At 67.8% G+C, this 19,540-nt stretch carries 18 protein-coding genes; 12 read left to right on the forward strand and 6 right to left on the reverse strand.

What is annotated here, in order from left to right; all coding sequences use genetic code 11:
* Nucleotides 1–209 precede the first annotated feature (209 nt).
* Complete coding sequence (locus BLQ39_RS13155; protein WP_241986987.1) at nucleotides 210–1,193, reverse strand: NADP-dependent oxidoreductase; 984 nt, start codon at nucleotides 1,191–1,193, stop codon at nucleotides 210–212.
* Nucleotides 1,194–1,227: 34 nt separating this feature from the next.
* On the reverse strand, nucleotides 1,228–1,872 hold the full coding sequence (locus BLQ39_RS13160) for a YqaJ viral recombinase family protein (RefSeq protein ID WP_370254581.1): 645 nt from the start codon (nucleotides 1,870–1,872) through the stop codon (nucleotides 1,228–1,230).
* 87 nt (nucleotides 1,873–1,959) lie between these two features.
* On the opposite strand from BLQ39_RS13160, the gene BLQ39_RS13165 reads away from it, so the two are divergent.
* A complete protein-coding gene (locus BLQ39_RS13165) occupies nucleotides 1,960–2,703 on the forward strand; it encodes a response regulator transcription factor (protein WP_092324602.1) in 744 nt (247 codons plus the stop codon).
* A complete protein-coding gene (locus BLQ39_RS13170; RefSeq protein ID WP_092324604.1) occupies nucleotides 2,703–4,226 on the forward strand; it encodes a sensor histidine kinase in 1,524 nt (507 codons plus the stop codon). Before BLQ39_RS13165 ends, BLQ39_RS13170 begins: the two co-directional genes overlap by 1 nt.
* Nucleotides 4,227–4,319: 93 nt before the next feature.
* On the opposite strand, the gene BLQ39_RS13175 is transcribed toward BLQ39_RS13170, so the two are convergent.
* Nucleotides 4,320–4,757 carry a MarR family winged helix-turn-helix transcriptional regulator gene (locus BLQ39_RS13175; RefSeq protein WP_092324605.1) on the reverse strand — a complete coding sequence of 146 codons (438 nt, stop codon included), beginning with the start codon at nucleotides 4,755–4,757 and terminating at the stop codon, nucleotides 4,320–4,322.
* On the reverse strand, nucleotides 4,754–6,400 hold the full coding sequence (locus BLQ39_RS13180) for an MDR family MFS transporter (RefSeq protein ID WP_092324658.1): 1,647 nt from the start codon (nucleotides 6,398–6,400) through the stop codon (nucleotides 4,754–4,756). The genes BLQ39_RS13175 and BLQ39_RS13180 overlap by 4 nt, the downstream gene beginning before the upstream one ends.
* 217 nt (nucleotides 6,401–6,617) lie before the next feature.
* Between BLQ39_RS13180 and BLQ39_RS13185 the strand changes: the two genes are divergently transcribed.
* From BLQ39_RS13185 to BLQ39_RS13215, 7 genes are all read left to right on the forward strand, one after another.
* Nucleotides 6,618–7,235, forward strand: a complete 618-nt coding sequence (locus BLQ39_RS13185) for an HAD hydrolase family protein (protein ID WP_241982940.1) — start codon at nucleotides 6,618–6,620, stop codon at nucleotides 7,233–7,235.
* A gap of 251 nt (nucleotides 7,236–7,486) precedes the next feature.
* Entirely contained in the window at nucleotides 7,487–8,002 is a 516-nt protein-coding gene (gene rplJ / locus BLQ39_RS13190; protein WP_092324607.1) for a 50S ribosomal protein L10, read from the forward strand.
* A 51-nt stretch (nucleotides 8,003–8,053) separates the two neighbouring features.
* Nucleotides 8,054–8,437: a 50S ribosomal protein L7/L12 gene (rplL, locus tag BLQ39_RS13195; protein WP_092324608.1), complete on the forward strand. Its 384-nt coding sequence runs from the start codon at nucleotides 8,054–8,056 to the stop codon at nucleotides 8,435–8,437.
* Nucleotides 8,438–8,744: 307 nt separating this feature from the next.
* Complete coding sequence (locus tag BLQ39_RS13200) at nucleotides 8,745–10,085, forward strand: ABC transporter substrate-binding protein (protein WP_092324610.1); 1,341 nt, start codon at nucleotides 8,745–8,747, stop codon at nucleotides 10,083–10,085.
* Between the two features lie 90 nt (nucleotides 10,086–10,175).
* Entirely contained in the window at nucleotides 10,176–11,147 is a 972-nt protein-coding gene (locus BLQ39_RS13205; RefSeq protein ID WP_092324611.1) for a carbohydrate ABC transporter permease, read from the forward strand.
* The gene (locus BLQ39_RS13210; protein ID WP_092324613.1) at nucleotides 11,144–12,136 is read left to right on the forward strand and encodes a carbohydrate ABC transporter permease; all 993 of its coding nucleotides are present in this window, start codon (nucleotides 11,144–11,146) and stop codon (nucleotides 12,134–12,136) included. Before BLQ39_RS13205 ends, BLQ39_RS13210 begins: the two co-directional genes overlap by 4 nt.
* A 49-nt stretch (nucleotides 12,137–12,185) precedes the next feature.
* Entirely contained in the window at nucleotides 12,186–14,048 is a 1,863-nt protein-coding gene (locus BLQ39_RS13215) for an ABC transporter ATP-binding protein (protein ID WP_092324614.1), read from the forward strand.
* A gap of 125 nt (nucleotides 14,049–14,173) precedes the next feature.
* Here BLQ39_RS13215 and BLQ39_RS13220 read toward each other — a convergent pair whose 3' ends face one another.
* Nucleotides 14,174–14,824 (reverse strand): DUF305 domain-containing protein, encoded by a 651-nt coding sequence (locus BLQ39_RS13220; protein WP_241976999.1) that lies wholly within the window; start codon nucleotides 14,822–14,824, stop codon nucleotides 14,174–14,176.
* A gap of 10 nt (nucleotides 14,825–14,834) precedes the next feature.
* Nucleotides 14,835–15,530 carry a thioredoxin-like domain-containing protein gene (locus tag BLQ39_RS13225; RefSeq protein ID WP_241982941.1) on the reverse strand — a complete coding sequence of 232 codons (696 nt, stop codon included), beginning with the start codon at nucleotides 15,528–15,530 and terminating at the stop codon, nucleotides 14,835–14,837.
* Between the two features lie 212 nt (nucleotides 15,531–15,742).
* On the opposite strand from BLQ39_RS13225, the gene BLQ39_RS13230 reads away from it, so the two are divergent.
* From BLQ39_RS13230 to BLQ39_RS13240, 3 genes are all read left to right on the forward strand, one after another.
* On the forward strand, nucleotides 15,743–17,104 hold the full coding sequence (locus tag BLQ39_RS13230) for a cystathionine beta-synthase (protein ID WP_092324619.1): 1,362 nt from the start codon (nucleotides 15,743–15,745) through the stop codon (nucleotides 17,102–17,104).
* Between the two features lie 18 nt (nucleotides 17,105–17,122).
* Nucleotides 17,123–18,277 (forward strand): cystathionine gamma-synthase, encoded by a 1,155-nt coding sequence (locus tag BLQ39_RS13235; protein WP_092324620.1) that lies wholly within the window; start codon nucleotides 17,123–17,125, stop codon nucleotides 18,275–18,277.
* A gap of 184 nt (nucleotides 18,278–18,461) precedes the next feature.
* Nucleotides 18,462–19,481, forward strand: coding sequence for a LacI family DNA-binding transcriptional regulator (locus BLQ39_RS13240; RefSeq protein ID WP_092324622.1), 1,020 nt, complete (start codon nucleotides 18,462–18,464; stop codon nucleotides 19,479–19,481).
* Nucleotides 19,482–19,540: the final 59 nt, after the last annotated feature.

Genomic DNA, 19,540 nt, shown 5'->3' on the forward strand with positions numbered 1-19,540 from the left:
GCTCGACCCCGGCGGCGGCAAATGGCGCTACGTCACCACCTCCCGCACAAGGATCGCGGATGCACTCGATCTCCGCCTGGCCCAATCGGACTAGGTGCCAGTCGGACTAGGTGCCAGTCGGACTGAGTGCCAGCCGGACCAGGTGCCAGCTGGACTTGGTGCTAGCCGGACCAGATGCTAACCGGACCAGGTGCCAGCCGGACCAGGTATCAGCGATCCGGCGAAACCCTCAGCACGATCTTGCCGCGAGTGTGTCCTTGCTCGAGCAGCCGGTGCGCCTCCGGACCCTCGGCGAGGTCGAACACTCGGTCGACATGCACGCGCACGGCTCCCTCGTCGATCAGCTGGGTGATCAGCTCCAGGGTGCGCGCGTCGGCGGCGACCTTGTATCCGGTGGCGCGGATGCCTGCGGCCGCGGCCTCGGCCATCATCGTCGGCCAGCTCCCGGTCGGCGCATTCACCAGAAGGCCGCCCGGCCGCAGCACCGCGAGCGACCTGCTGCCGGTCTGGTCGTGCACATTGCCGACCAGGTCGATCACGGAGTCGAGACCGGACAGCACCTCGTCGAAGCGCTGGTTCGTGTAGTCGACGACTTCGTCCGCGCCGAGTTCCCGCAGGAATTCAAGGCTCCTGGCCGAACCGGTCGCGATCACGTGGGCACCGAAGGCCTTGGCGAACTGCACCGCGAAGTGTCCCACGCCGCCGCTGCCGGCGTGGATGAGCATCCGTTGCCCCGGAGCGGCAACGTCGACGACCATGCCCCAGGCCGTGAGCGCGGCGAGCGGCACGGCCGCGGCTTCGATGTGGCTCAGGCGGGCGGGCTTCCGCGCGACGCTCATGCTCGACACGGGCACGTACTCGGCGTAGGTTCCCGGGGTGCGGGGCACCCGTGCCATCCCGTAGACCTCGTCGCCGGGCTGCAGGGGGAACGACTCGTAGGGCGCGCGCACGACCACGCCGCTGAAGTCGTTGCCGAGAATCGTCGGGTAGGCGGCGATGGCGGCCGAAGCGCCCTTCCCGGCCCTGGTCTTGGCATCGATCGGGTTGATCCCGGCCGCGATGACGCGCACGATGAGCTCGTCGCTGACCGCGATCGCCATCGGCACCTCCGCGAGGCGCAGTTCGTCGGGGTCGCCGGTTCGGTCGATCACGAGGGCGCGCATGGATGTAGGCAGGTCGGTGGCATGTCCCATGCCCCCAGTCTGCTCCATGGAGGGTGCCGGCGCCCTACCGAGCGGCCTGGCGGTTGAGCACGTCGATCAGGTCGTTGGCGAAGCCGACCAGGATGGCGATCTGGTCCTCGTCGCGTTCGATCCAGCGGCACTCCGGCTCCGCGCTGACGGGCACGAAGTCCAGGTGCTGCTCCCAGACGAGGAGCGTGCGTTCGGCGCCGAGCACGTACTGCTGCCACCAGACCTGGCGGAGGTACGAGCGCGGGATGCTCCGCCAGGGCTTGCTCGTCGTCTTGATCTCCGCAAGCTGAAGTGAGCCGTCGGACGAGTGCCCCACGCCGTCCGGCGTTGCGAGGTGCCGGGTCTGGCCGGCCGCATGGAAGAGGTTCGTGCTGGGTTCGATCCCGTGGTTGCGCAGCACCCAGGCGGCGATCTCCGGTTCCCGGGCACGTCCGTGGTCGGTGAAGGTGTTGCCGCTGAAGCCGGTGCCGTGGGTCTTGTCCCTGGCCGCGTTCCGCACGGATGCCGGGGTCGCCAGCTTGGCGGCATCCGTCGCCGTGATGCCCTGGCTGCGTGCCCGCAGCCAAGCGACCCGGTCGGTCGAGTCGGCCACGATTCGGGACAGGTGAGGGGCGAGGCGGGGCCCCCGGGGTGACGGCGGCTCGGCCTCGTCGAAGAGGGAGAGCACCTGGACCGTCACCCCCCTATTCTGCACGCTCTCCGCTCACAGCGTGGGCGCGGGGCGCTCAAAGCTGATTCATAGAAAACTCTGGATACTAAGAGGATCATGACCACGCCCGCGAAGAACCCGTCCCATGGCCCGCGCCTGACCAAAGCCGACGGCAGCCCGATCCGGGTTCTCGTGGTCGACGACGAACCGATGCTGACCGACCTGCTCTCGATGGCGCTGCGCTACGAGGGCTGGGAGGTGCGCACCGCCGGAGAAGGGCGTCAGGCCCTGACCATCGCGCGGGAGTTCCGGCCCGACGCCATCGTGCTCGACATCATGCTGCCCGATATCGACGGACTGCAGGTGCTGCAGCGGGTGCGGGCCGACGGCCACGAGACGCCCGTGCTGTTCCTGACCGCGAAGGACGCCCTCTCCGACCGCATCGCCGGCCTCACCGCCGGGGGCGATGACTACGTCACCAAGCCGTTCAGCCTCGAGGAGGTGGTGGCCCGCCTGCGCGGGCTGATCCGCCGGTCCACCCTCTCCGTGACCGACTCCAGCGACCCGCGGATCACCGTCGGCGACCTCACCCTCGACGAGGACAGCTACGAGGTCTTCCGCGCGGGTGAGCCGGTGGAACTGACCGCCACCGAGTTCGAGCTGCTGCGCTTCCTCATGCGCAACCCCCGGCGCGTGCTGAGCAAGGCGCAGATCCTCGACCGGGTGTGGAGCTACGACTTCGGCGGTCGGTCATCCGTGGTCGAAATCTACATTTCCTACCTGCGTAAGAAGATCGACGCCGGCCGAGAGCCCATGATCCACACCGTCCGCGGCGCCGGCTACATGCTGAAGACCGCCTGATGGCGACGCGCAAGCCGCGCACGCCCTGGACACTGCGCCGGAGGCTCGTCCTGGCCGTCGTCGGCCTCCTGGCGCTGGTGAGCCTGGCCATTGGGCTGGCGAGCGTCGCGATCCTGCGAGCCTCCCTGCTCGACGGCCTCGATGGGCGCCTCGCATCCGCCGCCGACCGGTCGAGCGCTGTCCTCGGCAGCGACGGGGACGGCGACGAAGACCACCCGCGGCCCACGCCCTCGGCCGAGGTCATCCTGAACGGTCCGGCCCAACCGCCAGGAACGCTCGCCCTGGTCTTCGACGGCAACACGATCACGGCCGGCTACACCAACGACGAGAGCGGCGAAATCGAGTCGCTGACCGCCGAGCAGATCAAGCTCCTCGGTGAGAACCTCGACCAGTCGGCGCCGGTCACCATCGACCTCGGGGGAGGACTCGGGGACTATCGGGTCGTCGCGCAGACGAGCAGGACGGGCACGCTGTACATCCTCGGCTACCCGCTGTCCACGGTGAACGGCACGGCCGCCCAGTTGGCCGTGATCATCGGCGTGGTCTCGCTCATCGGCCTGCTCGTCGTCGCCGTCGTGGCGGCCTGGATCGTGCGGCTGGCGCTTCGCCCGCTCGACCGGGTGACCGACACCGCCGCGCGGGTGGCCGAACTGCCGCTCGACCGGGGTGCCGTCGACCTCGTCGACCGGGTGCCGGCCGCCGACACCGACCCGCGCACCGAGGTCGGCCGCGTGGGATCCGCGCTCAACCGGATGCTCGACCACGTCGACCTCGCCCTGGAAACGCGCCACGCCAGCGAGAGCAAGGTGCGCCAGTTCGTCGCGGATGCCAGCCACGAACTGCGCACGCCGCTGGCCTCCATCCGCGGCTACGCCGAGCTCACCCGCCGGAGCGGTCAGGAACTCCCGCCCGACGCCATCCGCTCGCTGGACCGGATCGAGTCCGAGTCCATCCGGATGTCCGGCCTGGTCGAAGACCTGCTGCTGCTGGCCCGCCTCGACGAGGGCCGCGAGCTCGAACGCGAGCCGGTTGACCTCACGCGCATGCTCGTCGACGCGGTCAGTGACGCGCACGCGGCCGGGCCCGAGCACAGCTGGAATCTCGACCTGCCGGAGGAGCCGATCGAGGTGACCGGGGACGCGAGCCGGCTGCACCAGGTGTTGGCCAACCTCCTGGCCAACGCCCGCGTGCACACGCCGCCGGGCACGAGCGTCACGACCGCGCTCGCCGCGGAGGGCGACCGCGCCGTCGTGACGGTGACGGATGACGGCCCCGGCATTCCCGAGAACCTGCGGTCGACCCTCTTCGAGCGGTTCGCCCGCGGCGACAGCTCACGCTTCCGGGGGACCGGCAGCACCGGTCTGGGGCTGGCCATCGCCCGGGCCGTCGTCACCGCGCACAGCGGCGAGATCACCGTCGAGAGCCGCGAGGGGTTCACCCGGTTCCGGGTGACGCTTCCCCTCGACCAGACGCAGGTCGGCAACCCCGATCTGCGGACCTCGGGCGCCTCGCATCACAACTGAGTTGCGGACAAACACCCTTCCCCGGGCCAGGGAAGGTACATTCTCCGCAACTCAACCCCTGGCGCACGCGGCCTTGGCTAGCGCGGCGCGGTACTACTGCGCGTCGGGCGCGTTCAGCCGGGCGATCAGCGCGGCGAACTGCCGGAGGTCCGCTTCGGGCCAGGTGCCCAGCCGCCGGTTCACCACGGCGATCTTGCCGGCGCGCAGCTCGGCCAGCTTCTGCTCCGCGGCGGGCGTCAGAGCGAGGAACCGGGCCCGGCCGTCGCTGGGGTCCGCCTGGATCTCGAGCAGGCCCAGCTCCTGGAGCTGAGCCGCCTGCCGGCTGACGACGCTGCGGTCAACGGTGAGGGCCTCGGCGACGGCGCTGGCATGGGTCGGGCCGCTGCGCGAAAGCAGACGCAGCAGCTTCAGCCCGAACGGCTGCAGGGCCGGGTCGATGCTCAGCGCGGCATCCCGGATACTCCTCCGGATGAGGCCGGCGAGGATGTTCATCTGCTCCTCGACCTCCGCGAGTGCCTCGGCCGTGGTCATTTCACGACTTCGATCGACCCGGTCGGGTGCGCCTCACCGACCGGGGGCAGGGCTGCGGCCGCGGCGCTCACCTCGATCAGGATGTCTTCCGCGTCTTCGATCTCGCGCTGGTGCACGGATCCTTCGGTCTGAGCGAGTTCAATCGCGTTCTTGCGCCCGAGCGGAAGGTTGGGCAGGAGCGCGACCATGATCAGGGTGACCACGGCCAGCGGGGCCCCGAGCAGGAAGACGGTGCCGACGCCCGAGCCGTACGAGGATTCGACGAGCACGCGGATGGCGTCCGGAAGCTCCGACACGTGGGGGATCGCCCCGCTGCCGAGGGCCTTGCCCGCGGCGACCTGGTCGGCGGGGCTGAGCGAGCCGATGCCGTCCGTGATCGTCGAGGCGACCGTGCTGCCGAGCACCGAGCCGAGCACCGAGATGCCGATCGTGCCGCCGATGCTGCGGAAGAACGTCACGGCGCTGGTGGCCACGCCGAGGTTCTTCACCTCGATGGCGTTCTGCACGACCAGGACGAGGTTCTGCATGAGCATCCCGAGGCCGGCGCCGAGGACGAACATGTACATTCCGACGAGCACGAGGTTCGTGTCGTACTGAAGCGTGCCGAGAAGCAGCAGGCCGGCGATGACGAGCACGCTCCCCCAGACCAGGATCGCCTTCCATTTGCCGGTGCGGCTGACCATGCTTCCGAAGACGGTCGACGAGATGAGCAGGCCGCCCATCATCGGGATGGTCAGCAGGCCCGACTGGGTGGGGGTCGCGCCGCGCGCAAGCTGCATGTACTGGCTCAGGAACACCGAGGTGCCGAACATGGCGACGCCCACCGACAGGCTGGCCACGGTGGCCAGGGTGAAGGTGCGGTCCTTGAACAGGTCGAGCGGGATGATCGGCTCCTTCGCCCTGAACTCCACGAACACGGCGGCGATCAGCAGGGCAGCCGCGCCGGCCACCATGACGAAGGACTGGGCGGATGCCCACTCGAACTGGTTGCCGGCCTGGGTCACCCAGATCAGGAGCAGGGAGACCCCGGCCGCGATGAGCACGGCGCCGAGGTAATCGATGCGGGCGACGCGCCTGGGCCGCTTGGGCAGGTGCAGCGTCATCTGCAGCAGGATGATGGCGATCATGGCGATCGGCAGCGCGATGAAGAAGTTCCAGCGCCAGCCGAACGCATCCGTCACAACGCCGCCGAGCAGCGGGCCGCCGACGGTGCCGAGGGCCATCACGCCGCCGAACAGGCCCGCGTACTTGCCGCGGTCCCGGGGGCTGATGATGTCGGCCATGATGATCTGGCTGAGCGCCGCGAGGCCGCCGGCGCCGAGGCCCTGCAGCACGCGGAATCCGATCAGTGTGTTGGTGTCCTGCGAGAAACCGGCCAGGGCCGACCCGATCACGAAGATCGCCAGCGCGAGCTGGATGAGCAGCTTGCGGTTGAACAGGTCGGCGAATTTACCCCAGATGGGCGTGCTGACGGCAGTGGCGAGGAGCGTCCCGGTGACGACCCAGGTGTACGCGGACTGGTCGCCCCCCAGATCCGCGATGATGAGCGGCAGTGACGTGGCCACGACCGTGCCGGCCAGGATCGCGACGAACATGCCGAGCAGGAGGCCGGAGAGGGCCTCCAGAATCTGGCGCTGGGTCATGGTTCCGTCGGTGGTGACGGGGTGCGTGGGGGCCCGGCGGACCTTCTGCGTTCTGGGTGACATCGTGCTCCTGCTGATAATTGACAAGAGTCAACCATAACCATGTAGTGGACCTGTGTCAACTACATGGCCGGGTCGGCGGCGGCGCCCCGAACGGCATCCGCTCGCCCGGCCCGCGTATGCTGTAGGCCGTTCTATTTAGCCGGAGGAAGCCCCTGTGACGAACTACCCCCGCCTGGTGGCATTCGACCTGGATGACACTCTGGCCCCGTCGAAATCACCGCTCGACCCGCGCATGGCCGCGCTGATGCTGCGCCTGCTCGACGTGGCGGAGGTCTGCGTGATCTCCGGCGGGCAGCTCGCGCAGTTCCGGATGCAGGTCGTCGACACCCTCGAGGGTGCCACCGCCTCCCAGCTCGAACGACTGCACCTCATGCCCACCTGCGGCACGCAGTACTACCGCTTCTCGGACGGCGTCCTGGCGCAGGTCTACGCGCAGAGCCTCTTCGCTGACGAGAAGAAGAACCGGCTGCGCGCGGCCGTGCAGGCCCTGTTGCCCGACCTCGAGGTGCGCTCCGGCGGGTCGACGTCCGTCGACATCACTCGGCGCGGCATCGACAAGGCCTACGGGATGACGCAACTCGCCGAGCTGACCGGCGTGCCCCTGGATGACATGCTCTTCGTCGGTGACCGGCTCGACCCGGACGGAAACGACTACCCGGTGAAGGCGCTCGGCGTCGCATGCCACTCGGTCCGCGACTGGCAGGACACCGCGGGATACCTCGAGACGCTCATTCCCACCCTCCTGGCAACACCCGCCCGGGCCGGAGCCTGAGCCGGAGCGGCGGCAGGGTGCCGATTTGCACCCGGGCCGCCGCATCCGGTAGCGTGGGCAACAGCCAAAGACCGCCGGTTATTGCCTTGCCCAGAGATGGACAGAGCAATCGAAGGTTCATTCACGTGAACGGCCCGCGCAGGAATCGAAGTAGAAGTGCAGTGAAAGCTGCTCCCGCTCCGGCCTTGCGCTGGAGCTTTTTTCATGTCTGCGCCCCGGGCTACCGGCACATGAAAACTAAGAGGAGCGCCATGGCGAACAAGGAAGCAACGGTCGCCGAGCTTACGGAGAAATTCGAGAGCTCGACCGCCGTTCTGCTCACCGAGTACCGCGGTCTCACTGTTGCGAAGCTCAAGGAGCTGCGCACGTCCATCAGTGAGGACGCCACGTACGCCGTGGTAAAGAACACGCTGACCAAGATTGCGGCCAACAAGGCCGGCATCTCGTCGTTCGACGACGAGCTTGTCGGTCCGTCCGCAATCGCATTCGTGCACGGAGACCCTGTCGCCGTCGCGAAGACCCTGCGTGCCTTTACCAAGGCAAACCCTCTCCTGGTGGTTAAGGGCGGTTACTTCGACGGTAACCCGCTGACCGCCGCAGAGGTAGGCAAGCTCGCCGACCTCGAGTCCCGTGAGGTGCTGCTGGCCAAGCTGGCCGGCGCCTTCAAGGCCTCGCTGTTCGGAGCCGCATATCTGTTCAACGCACCGCTGTCGAAGGCTGTTCGCACCATCGACGCGCTGCGTGAGAAGCAGGAGTCCGCGAACTAGGCATCGGCCTGGCATCGCGGTGAGTAACTAAGAAACTATAAGGAGAAAATCATGGCAAAGCTTTCCACTGAAGAACTGCTTGAGCAGTTCAAGGGCCTGACCCTCATCGAACTCTCCGAGTTCGTCAAGGCGTTCGAGGAGACCTTCGAGGTCACCGCCGCTGCTCCGGTCGCCGTTGCCGGCGCTGCCGGTCCCGCCGCCGCTGCTGAAGAGGTCGAAGAGCAGACCGCTTTCGACGTCATCCTTGACGCCGTCGGCGACAAGAAGATCCAGGTCATCAAGGTTGTGCGCGAGCTCACCGCCCTGGGCCTCGGCGAGGCCAAGGCAGTCGTCGACGGCGCTCCGAAGGCCGTCCTCGAAGGCGTCTCGAAGGAAGCAGCCGAAAAGGGCAAGGCTGCCCTCGAGGCTGCCGGCGCCACCGTCATCCTCAAGTAGTCACGCCCCGCAAGGGGTACTGATTGAGGCGTGACCGGCGTTAGCCGTGTGAACGCAGAGGGCGTCGCATCCGTATGGATGCGGCGCCCTCGCTTCGTTAACCGGTGCCGGCCCTTCGGGGGAATCGGGCGCTGATCGGGCGATCCCCTGCCCCCGCTCGAGGGTATCGATTTGGCATCCACTCGCCGCAGGCCTTGCCGCGCTCGCGCGCCGCCTCTAGGTTGGTGGGCGAAAGGCTTGCCATGCGTTCGGCAGATCCTTGAGGCCACGTGGAAGCGCTTTCTTATACTCAACGAGGAGGAATCGCATGAGCGTGAAGAATCATCCCCGACTCATCATCCCGACCGCCGCTCTCGCCGCCATCGGGCTCGCCCTGACCGGCTGCACGGGCGACACCGCCGGGGGAGACAAGGCGAACACCGAGTGTGCCGACTACGACGCCTACGGGACGTTCGACTCCGGCACGGAGGTCAACATCTACGGCACGATCCTCGAGGTTGAGGCCGACCGCCTGCAGGCGTCCTGGAAGGACTTCGAAACCTGCACCGGCATCGACGTCGTGTACGAGGGCAGCGCCGAGTTCGAGGAGCAGATCAACGTTCGGGTCCAGGGCGGGAAACCGCCGGACCTCGGGATCACGCCCCAGCCCGGACTCGTGGCCGACCTGGCCCGGTCAGGCGCGCTGTTGCCGGCGCCGAAGGCCGTCGCGGACAACGTAAAGGAGTTCTGGTCCGAGGACTGGGCCGGTTACGGCACGGTCGACGGGGAACTCGTCGGTTCGCCGCTGATGGCGAGCGTCAAGGGCTACGTCTGGTACTCGCCCTCCACGTTCAAGGACAACGGCTGGGAGGTTCCCACCACCCTCGACGAGCTCAGCGCCCTCACCGACAAGATCGCCAAGACCGAGACCAAGCCGTGGTGCGTCGGCTTCGCCTCAGGAGTCGCAACGGGCTGGCCCGGAACGGACTGGGTGGAGGACATGGTGCTTCGCCTGTCTGGACCCGAGGTGTACGACCAGTGGGTCACCCACGAGATCCCGTTCAACGACCCGGCCATCGCCGAGGCCTTCGACGAGGTCGGTGGCTTCATCAAGGACGAAGCCAACGTGAACGGCGGCCTCGGCGCGATCAACTCGATCGCGACAACGGAGTTCGGTGACGCCGGGCTGCCCGTGCTCGAGGGAACGTGCGCCCTGCACCACCAGGCCACCTTCTACGAGGGCTTCTGGCCCGATGGAACAGAGGTCGCACCGGATGGTGACGTGTGGGCGTTCATCCTCCCCGGAACCGAGGCGGACGCGAACGCGGTCACCGGCGGTGGCGAGATCGTCGCAGCCTTCAGCGACTCGAAGGAGACCGTCGCGGTGCAGACCTACCTGTCGAGCGACACCTGGGCGAACAACCGGGTGAAGCTGGGCGGCGTGATCAGCGCCAACAAGGGCCTCGACCCGGACAACGCGAGCAGTGAGCTGCTCTCGACCAGCGTCGAGATCCTGCAGAACCCGGACACGACGTTCCGCTTCGACGCGTCGGACCTCATGCCAGGCGCCGTGGGTGCCGGATCGTTCTGGAAGGGAATGGTCGACTGGATCGGCGGCAAGAGCACCGCCGCGACCCTCGACTTCATCGAGGGAACCTGGCCCAAGTAGCAGCCCGGACCTCGGGGGCCGTGCGGCATCCGCCACGCGGCCCCCGAGGGCAACTCGCGTGACAGCACTCAATGGGGAGGCGGATTTCTCGTGACCACAACCGATCTCATCGGCAAGATCATCCAGGTCCTCGTGGGCCTCGCCGCCTTCGCGGCGGTCCTCGGGCTCGTCCTGTTCTTCATCGACCGGGCGCCCAAGAAGGGCCGGGACGTCATCCAGCTGGTCGCGTTCCTGCTGCCGGCCATGATCCTGGTCGCCATCGGGCTGGTCTACCCGGCGATCCGAACGACCATCACCGCCTTCGGCGACAAGTCAGGCAACTTCATCGGCCTGGACAACTTCGTCTGGATGTTCACCCAGCCCGAGGCGCTGATCACCCTCCGCAACACCGTCATCTGGGTGATTCTCGTCCCGCTGGTGTCCACGATCGTCGGGCTCGCCTACGCCGTCTTCATCGACAAGTCGCGGGGGGAGAGGATCTACAAGGTCCTCGTCTTCATGCCGCTGGCCATTTCGTTCGTCGGCGCCGGCATCATCTGGAAGTTCGTCTACGAATACCGTCCGGCCGAGCGGGACCAGATCGGCCTGCTCAACCAGTTCCTCGTCTGGTTCGGCCAGGAGCCCGTGCTCTGGCTGCAGACGGAGCCGGTCAACACTCTGCTGCTCATCGTGGTGCTGATCTGGGTGGAGACCGGGTTCGCCATGGTCGTGCTGTCGGCCTCGATCAAGGGCGTCCCGGTCGAGCAGGTCGAGGCTGCGGAACTCGACGGGACGAACGCGTGGCAGCGCTTCCGCAACGTGACGCTGCCCAGCATCCGCGGCGGCCTCGTCGTCGTTGTGACGACCATCACCATCGCCACGCTGAAGGTCTTCGACATTGTGCGGACGATGACCGGCGGCAACTTCAACACCAGCGTGGTCGCCAACGAGATGTACACGCAGGCGTTCCGCGCGGTCCAGCCGGGCCGTGGCGCCGCGCTGGCCCTCATCCTGTTCGTGATGGTCCTGCCGATTGTGATCTACAACGTTCGCGTCATGCGTCAGCAGAAGGAGATCCGATGAGCGACAACGTGGTCGACCTGCCTCTTCCCGGCGCCGCCAAGCCCCGGGACACCACCTTCGAGGTCGCCGCCGCCGACCTCACCAAGGCCGGCCGGGTCAAGCGACGCCTCACCTCCCGGACCGCGACCATCGCCTCCCTGGTGATCGCCGTCATCTGGACGATCCCCACCTTCGGTCTCCTGCTGTCCTCGTTCCGGCCGGAGGAGCTGATCCGGACGACGGGATGGTGGACGATCTTCCAGAATCCCGGTTTCACCCTCGACAACTACCGGGACGTGCTGTTCTCCTCGAGTTCGTCGGCGCCGCAGCTGGGCAGTTACTTCGTCAACTCCCTGGCGATCAGCATCCCGGCCACGATCTTCCCGCTGGTGCTCGCCTCGATGGCCGCGTACGCCTTCGCGTGGATCAAGTTCAAGTGGAGCGGCGCGCTCTTCGTGTTCATCTTCGCGCTGCAGATCGTGCCGATCCAGATGGCGCTGATCCCGCTGCTTCAGATGTTCACCACGGCGCTCCAGCCGATGCAGGACCAGATTCACGCCGTCATCCCGATCATCCCGGAAGACACCTACCTGCAGGTCTGGGTCGCGCACACGATCTTCGCCCTGCCGCTGGCCATCTTCCTGCTGCACAACTTCATCTCGGATATTCCCTCGGAAGTGATCGAGGCTGCCAAGGTCGACGGGGCGAGCCACAGCCAGTTGTTCTTCCAGATCGTGCTGCCGCTGGCCCTGCCGGCCATTGCCTCCTTCGCGATCTTCCAGTTCCTCTGGGTCTGGAACGACCTGCTCGTGGCGCTCGTCTTCTCCGGCGGCACGGCGGATGTCGCGCCGCTGACCCAGCGATTGGCCGAGCTCAGTGGAAACCGAGGCCAGGACTGGCAACGCCTGACGGCTGGGGCATTCGTGTCTCTCGTGGTGCCGCTGATCGTGTTCTTCAGCCTGCAGCGATACTTCGTCCGCGGCCTGCTCGCGGGGTCGACCAAGGGGTAGCTCCCCGGCAGGGGAATGGCGGGTCGGCCATCGCGCTTAGGGTAAGCGTATGAGTGGAATGCAGGGCGGCGGCAGGTCGCGCTCCCGCGTGAGCGGCGGGGATGTGGCGGCCCAGCGCGCCGAGAATGCCGAGGCTCCGCGCATCCCGAATCTGCTCCGGCGGATACTCGGACTGTTCGCGCCGCACCGCCCGGCCCTCATCGTCACGATCGTGCTCGTGCTCATCGGCGCCGCGATGTCGGTGCTCCCGCCGCTGCTCACCCAGCGCGCCTTCGATGAGGGGCTCTTCCCTCAGGACGGCCCGCCGGACCTCGAGCGGCTGGCCTTCCTCGTCGGGCTGATGATCGCTGTCTACCTCGGCAGCGTGCTGCTCGGCGTCTGGCAGACCTGGCTGACGTCCACCGTCGGCAACACCGTGATGGGCGCCCTCCGGGTGCGCCTGTTCACCCATCTTCAGGCGATGGAACTCAGCTTCTTCACGAAGACCAAGACCGGCGTCATCCAGTCGCGCCTGCAGAACGACGTCGGCGGCGTGGCTGGCGTGCTCACCAACACGATCTCCAGCGTGCTCGGCAACATCGTCACCGTGATCGCCGCGTTCGTGGCCATGCTGCTGCTCAACTGGCAGCTGACGATCGTCGCCGTCATCCTGATGCCCATCCTCGTGATCGCGCAGCGCCGGGTGGGCCAGGTGCGTGCCCGGATCGCCTCGAAGACGCAGGAATCGCTCTCCGACATGACCGCGATCACCCAGGAGACCCTGAGCGTCTCCGGCATCCTGCTCTCGAAGAGCTTCACCCGGCAGCAGACGGAGATCAGGCGCTACGCCGACGAGAACGACAACCAGATCCGGCTGCAAATCAGCCAGCAGATGAGCGGCCAGTGGTTCTTCGCGATGGTCAGCCTGTTCCTCTCCAGCATCCCGGCCATCGTGTACCTCGTGGCCGGCGCGCTCATGGTCAACGGCCAGACGGACGTCACGCCCGGCACGATCGTCGCCTTCACGACCGTGCAGGCCCGGCTCCTGTTCCCGCTCCTCGGGCTGATGCGGGTCGCGCTCGACCTGCAGACCTCGAGCGCGCTGTTCGCCCGGATCTTCCAGTACCTTGACCTGGTTCCGGCGATCAGCGACGCACCGGCGGCGCAGGCCGTGCCGGCCGAGGGCCCGGATGTCGGCCGGGTTGAGTTCGACCGGGTCACCTTCCGCTACCCGGATGCCGCCGCCGACTCCCGCCCCACCCTCGACGACGTCTCCTTCACGATCGAGCCCGGCGAGTTCGCGGCCTTCGTCGGACCGTCGGGGGCCGGCAAGACCACCGTCTCCTATCTCATCCCGCGGTTCTACGAGGTCGCGGCCGGGCGAGTGCTGTTCTCCGGCGTCGACGTGCGGGAACTGGAACAGAAGTCGCTCGTCTCCCACATCGGCATCGTCAGCCAGGAGACCTACCTCTTCCACGCGACAATCGCCGAGAACCTGCGCTACGCGAAGCCCGACGCGACACCTGAAGAGCTCGAGACGGCCGCGCGGGCCGCGAACATCCACGACACGATCGCATCCTTTCCCGACACCTACGACACGGTGGTGGGTGAGCGCGGCTACCGACTGTCCGGCGGCGAGAAGCAGCGGATCGCGATCGCGCGGGTGCTGCTCAAGAACCCGGAAGTGCTCATCCTCGACGAGGCGACGAGCGCCCTGGACTCCATCTCGGAGCGCGTCGTGCAGGAGGCGCTCGACACCGCCAGCCGCGGGCGCACCACCATCGCCATCGCGCACCGCCTCTCGACCATCGTCACCGCCGACGTCATCTTCGTCGTCGACGGGGGCCGGATTGTCGAACGCGGCAGGCACGCCGAGCTGCTCGCGGCGAACGGCGTGTACGCCCGCCTCTACTCGGAGCAGATCACCGACTGACGCTCTCCCCGCCCTCCACTCTCCTTATGCACTCCGAGCGGGTTGAGTTGCGGAAAGAGTACCTTCACTGTCGCCACGAAGGTACTTTTTCCGCAACTCAACCAGGGTGGCGCGCGGGAGCCCGGCTAGGCGCGGGCGGCGAGCATGCTCGTCATGAGCTCGATCTCGGAGTTCTGGCTGGTGACCACGGCCTGCGCGAACGACCGCACCGGCCCGTTGTCGCTGCGGTCGAGCACACCCTCGGCCATCTCGACCGCCCCCTGGTGGTGAGCGATCATCAGGGTCAGGAAGATCCGTTCGGCCTGCGTCCCGGATGCCGCGGTCAGCTCGGCGACCTGGGCGTCGGTGGCCAGCCCCGGCATGGCCTGGCCCTCGCCCGCCGCCGCCGAATGACCGTGCTCCTCGCCGGAGCGGCCCGCGCGGGTCATCCACATCATCGCCGGCTCGCGGCCGGCCTGGGGCAGGCCCCACTGGGTGAGCCAGCCGAAGAGCTGGCCGGACTGCTGCGCCTGGGTCGCGGCGATGTCGTAGGCGAGCAGGCGCACAGCCGGGTCATCCGTGCGGTCGCGCACGACCAGCGCCAGCTGGACGCCCTGGTTGTGGTGCACCTGCATATCGCGGGCGAATCCGGCCTCCGCGCTGGTGCCGGAGGGCGGGGCGTCGGCGAGCGTGCTCAGCCGGCCGAGCGAGAACGAGGCGATCCCGACGACGGCGGCGATCGCGACGACGGCGAGGATCACGGCAACGCGTGCGGGAAGACCCGGGATCCGAGGCACCGGAGTCGGCCTAGGAGACCTTGCCGGGGGCATCGATTCCCCCGGTGCACGGTGCTCCGATCTCCGGGGCGAGACCGCCCTGCCAGTACTCCTCGAAGAACGCGGGGATGCGCTTGTCCGAGGCCGAGTCGAGCTGCAGCTGTGCATTCCAGCCGCTGAGCACGATCGGCGAGGGCAGGTCGTCAGCGGGGGAGAGCACGACGAAGGTGGAGGGCACCTGCAGCCGGAGCGACTCGAGCTCGGCCTTGCTGATCGTGGGGTCGTAGGTCACCCAGATCGCGCCGTGCTCGAGCGCGTGCACCGCATTCTCGTTGGGGACCGGCTCCGTGTAGACGCCGCAGTTCAACCAGGTCGCGCTGTGCTCTCCGCCGGTGGGCGGGGTCTCCGGGTAGTCAACCGGCGTTTCCACGTGCCCGGCGGGATTCTTGAACGTCTCCACGCCCTCGATCGAGGCGCCCTCGCTGCCTGGCTTGTACGTCGCATCCGGGGCCTTCTGCGGAGTCATGACCACGGACAGGACCACGATCGTGATGACCGCGAGGGCCGCGGCGATTCCGGCGATGAGCCAGATCCGGCGCCGGCGGGCGCTCCGCTTCTGCTGCCGGTGGTACTCCTCGAGCTTCTTCGCACGCTGCGCGGCACGCTGCTGCTTGACGCTCGCGGCGCTGGCGTTCGGCGGCGTGGCGGACGGTGGTGCAGGGGTCACGATGGGCCTCTCTCGGTGGACTTCAATTCTATCCGAACGCATCCGCTCGCCCTCTGGGCTGCCTTCGGGGTCTCTCACAGCCACTTCACAGTCTGGTGGCTGCCTTCGGCCGTCAAGAGAACGTCAATAGAATGGGACCGTGTTCGACTGGGCGTCGTGCCCGTTGCCCCCGTGGCCTGGATGCCCGGCGTTGCCCCACGACGAAGGGTCCCATGAAAATCGCAGACACCGTCCTTGACCTGATCGGCAACACCCCGCTGGTGAAGCTGCACAAGGTCACGGACGGCATTGCCGCCACGGTGCTCGTCAAGCTCGAATACCTGAACCCCGGGGGCTCCTCCAAGGACCGCATCGCGGTGCGCATCCTTGATGCGGCCGAGCGCGACGGGCGCTTGTTGCCGGGCGGAACGATCATCGAACCCACGTCCGGCAACACCGGCGTCGGCCTCGCCCTCGTCGCCCAGCAGCGCGGCTACAGGTGCGTCTTCGTGCTGCCGGACAAGGTCGGCGAGGACAAACGCAATGTGCTCACGGCCTACGGCGCCGAGATCGTCGTCACGCCGACATCCGTCGCCCCCGACCACCCCGACTCCTACTACAGCGTCTCCGACCGGCTCGCGCGGGAGATCCCCGGTGCGTTCAAACCCAACCAGTACGCCAACCCGAACGGCCCGCTCAGCCACTACGAGACCACCGGCCCTGAGATCTGGCGCGACACCGACGGCACGGTGACCCATTTCGTCGCCGGCGTCGGCACCGGCGGCACCATCACCGGAACCGGGCGTTACCTGCGCGAGGTGTCGGATGACCGCGTGCGGATCATCGGCGCCGACCCGGAGGGCTCCGTCTACTCCGGCGGCACCGGCCGGCCGTACCTCGTCGAGGGCGTCGGCGAGGACTTCTGGCCGGCGGCCTACGATCCCACCGTCGTGCACGAGGTCATCGCCGTGTCCGACGCCGACTCCTTCGCCATGACCCGCAGGCTCGCCCTCGAAGAGGGCATCCTGGTCGGCGGTTCGAGCGGCATGGCCGTCGTCGCCGCGCTGCGGGCAGCGAAATCCCTCACCGCAGACGACGTCGTCGTCGTGCTCCTGCCCGACGGCGGCCGCGGCTACCTGGGCAAGATCTTCAACGACGGCTGGATGCGCAGCTACGGTTTCAGCAACGCGCCGGCCGGGCACACCGTCGGCAACCTGCTCACCTCCAAGGCGGGCACGCCCGCGTTCGTCTACGTGCGCCCGAGCGACACCGTGCACGACGCGATCCAGGCGATGACCTCGTCCAGCGTCTCCCAGCTGCTGGTGCTGGCCACCAAGCCCCCGGTCGTCATGGGCGAAGTCGTCGGTGCGCTGGACGAGCGGCGCCTGATGGACCTCGTCTTCTCCGGTGAAGCCAAACTCACCGACAAGGTCAGTGCGGTCGTGGGCGATCCGCTGCCCCTGATCGGCGTCCAGGAGCCGGTCGCGGCCGCTCGGGCCGCGTTCGCGCACAACGACGCACTGCTCGTCACCGACGGCGGCAAACCGCTGGGCGTCATCACCCGCCACGATCTGCTCACCTACCTGAGCGCTTAGACAGAGAGAAGAATCCCCATGGCCAGGAAGCACAAATTCGACACCGTCGCCATCCACGCCGGGCAGGCGTTCGACCCGACGACAGGCGCGGTCATCCCGCCGATCTACCAGACCTCGACCTTCGTACAGGAGAGCATCGGCGAACTCCGCGGCGGCTATGAATACAGCCGCGGCGGCAACCCCACCCGCACCGCGCTGGAGACCCTGCTCGCCGCCCTCGAGGGCGGCAAGCACGGACTCTCCTTCGCCAGCGGCCTCGCCGCGGAAGACACCCTGTTGCGGGCGATCCTCTCACCCGGCGACCACATCGTGCTCGGCAACGACGTCTACGGCGGCACGCACCGGCTGATCGAGCGCGTGCACGGTCCGTGGGGCGTGCGCAACACCACCGTGGAAATGTCCGACCTGCGCGCGGTCGAGCAGGCGATCATCCCGGGGGAGACCAAGGTGCTCTGGGTCGAGACGCCCAGCAACCCGCTGATGAAGATCAGCGACATCGCCGAGCTGGCCGACATCGGCCATCGCGCCGGTCTCGTCGTCGTCGTCGACAACACGTTCGCCTCGCCCGCCCTGCAGCACCCGCTGGCGCACGGCGCCGATGTTGTCGTGCACTCGACGACGAAGTACCTGGGCGGCCACTCCGATGTGCTCGGCGGCGCGCTCATCATCAACGACGACGAACTGGCCGAGAAGGCCAGGTTCCTGCAGTTCGCGGCCGGCCCGGTCTCCGCCCCGCTCGACGCCTGGCTCACCATCCGCGGAATCAAGACGCTGTCCGTGCGGATGGACCGCCACTGCAGCAACGCGCAGGCGATCGCCGAACACCTGGACAGGCATCCCGCGATCAGCGCCGTCTACTACCCCGGCCTGCCCGGCCACCCCGGCCACGAACTGGCCAAACAGCAGATGAGCGGCTTCGGCGGGATGATCTCGATCGCCTTCGCCGGCGGTGCGAAGGCGGCGCGCAAGTTCGCCGAGTCGATGACGCTGTTCCAGCTGGCCGAGTCCCTCGGCGGCGTGGAGTCGCTCGTGAACTACCCGTCCGAGATGACGCATGCCTCGGTACGCGGCACAGCCCTCGAGGTGCCCGACAACGTCGTGCGACTGTCCGTCGGTATCGAGGACATCGCCGACCTGATCGACGACCTGGACCGCGCCCTGCCCCGCAAATAGCGGCTCTGCCAGGAAGGCGCCGTCGGCCCGGCGGCCGGCGCGCCTCGGGGAGCATATGCCCGCGGCGGCATCCGACGAATTCGCCGCGCTGTCGGCGGAATAATTCATGTGACCGTCACATTCGCCGTGCATAATTGACGTGCGCTCACAGTTGTGACCGTGCACATGCGAGCAAGGTATCTCCGTGACCGTCGAATTGCCCAAGGGGCGTGCGCCCAGCATCCGGGATGTCGCGCGCCTCTCCGGTGTCTCGCACCAGACCGTCTCGCGCGTGCTCAACAACCATCCGAGCATCAAAGCGTCCACAAAGGCGCGTGTGCTGCAGGTGATGGAGGAGCTCCAGTACCGGCCGAACCGTGCCGCACGCGCGCTGTCCCGGGGGCGGTCGCGCACGATCGGCATCCTGTCGGCGTCGAGCGATCAGTACGGCCCCGCCAGCAGCATCGCCGCGATCCAGAACGCGGCCCGGGAAGCCGGGTACTACGTCAACACCGCCAATCTCGCCTCGGGTGACCGGGCGTCGATCGAGGAGGCACTGAACCACCTGATGCTCCAGGCCGTGGAGGGGATCGTGGTCATCGCGCCCCAGGTGCGGGTCTTCGACGTGCTCGCGCAGCTGTCGATCGACGTTCCGTATGTGACGCTGCAGTCCACCGGGCGGCTGGACGACCATGCCCTCTCGGTCGACCAGATCGCCGGAGCGCGGCTCGCCACCCGCCATCTGATCGACCTCGGCCATCGCAACATCTACCACCTGGCCGGCCCGCAGGACTGGATCGAGGCCGAGGCGCGGATGCGCGGATTCCTCGACGAGATGGGAGCCAGGGACGTGCCCACCACCGCGCCGATCCTCGGCGACTGGACCGCCGACTTCGGCTACCACGCCGGCCGGGAGTTATTGCGGGTGCGCGACTTCACGGCGATCTTCTCGTCGAACGACCAAATGGCCCTGGGCCTGATTCACGCGGCCCGGGAGGCCGGCCTGGACGTGCCGGGGGACCTGAGCGTCGTCGGCTTCGATGACATTCCCGAGGCGGCGCATTTCTGGCCGCCCCTCACCACGGTGCGTCAGGATTTCCCGGAACTGGGCCGGCGCTGCATCGCCCTGCTCCTCCGCAGTCTCGGCGGCGAAGCCGAGGGCTACCCCGGCACCATCGTGCCGGAGCTCATCGTGCGCGCCTCCACCGCGCCGCCGTCGTTCTAGCCAACCGAATTCGAACGCGCAACAGGTGCCCGCCCGCCTCACCGTGAGGGCGTTACCAA

Origin of the sequence: Cryobacterium psychrotolerans (assembly GCF_900101115.1) — a bacterium.
Classification (GTDB): Bacteria; Actinomycetota; Actinomycetes; order Actinomycetales; family Microbacteriaceae; genus Cryobacterium; species Cryobacterium psychrotolerans.

What these genes read in the sequence shown, in the direction of transcription:
- BLQ39_RS13155 (WP_241986987.1), bottom strand. Translation starts at nt 1,193, where the DNA reads ATGGGACATGCCACCGACCTGCCTACATCCATGCGCGCCCTCGTGATC.
- BLQ39_RS13210 (WP_092324613.1), top strand. Translation starts at nt 11,144, where the DNA reads ATGAGCGACAACGTGGTCGACCTGCCTCTTCCCGGCGCCGCCAAGCCC.
- BLQ39_RS13180 (WP_092324658.1), bottom strand. Translation starts at nt 6,400, where the DNA reads ATGACCCAGCGCCAGATTCTGGAGGCCCTCTCCGGCCTCCTGCTCGGC.
- rplL (WP_092324608.1), top strand. Translation starts at nt 8,054, where the DNA reads ATGGCAAAGCTTTCCACTGAAGAACTGCTTGAGCAGTTCAAGGGCCTG.
- BLQ39_RS13235 (WP_092324620.1), top strand. Translation starts at nt 17,123, where the DNA reads ATGGCCAGGAAGCACAAATTCGACACCGTCGCCATCCACGCCGGGCAG.
- BLQ39_RS13175 (WP_092324605.1), bottom strand. Translation starts at nt 4,757, where the DNA reads ATGACCACGGCCGAGGCACTCGCGGAGGTCGAGGAGCAGATGAACATC.
- rplJ (WP_092324607.1), top strand. Translation starts at nt 7,487, where the DNA reads ATGGCGAACAAGGAAGCAACGGTCGCCGAGCTTACGGAGAAATTCGAG.
- BLQ39_RS13170 (WP_092324604.1), top strand. Translation starts at nt 2,703, where the DNA reads ATGGCGACGCGCAAGCCGCGCACGCCCTGGACACTGCGCCGGAGGCTC.
- BLQ39_RS13230 (WP_092324619.1), top strand. Translation starts at nt 15,743, where the DNA reads ATGAAAATCGCAGACACCGTCCTTGACCTGATCGGCAACACCCCGCTG.
- BLQ39_RS13215 (WP_092324614.1), top strand. Translation starts at nt 12,186, where the DNA reads ATGAGTGGAATGCAGGGCGGCGGCAGGTCGCGCTCCCGCGTGAGCGGC.
- BLQ39_RS13200 (WP_092324610.1), top strand. Translation starts at nt 8,745, where the DNA reads ATGAGCGTGAAGAATCATCCCCGACTCATCATCCCGACCGCCGCTCTC.
- BLQ39_RS13165 (WP_092324602.1), top strand. Translation starts at nt 1,960, where the DNA reads ATGACCACGCCCGCGAAGAACCCGTCCCATGGCCCGCGCCTGACCAAA.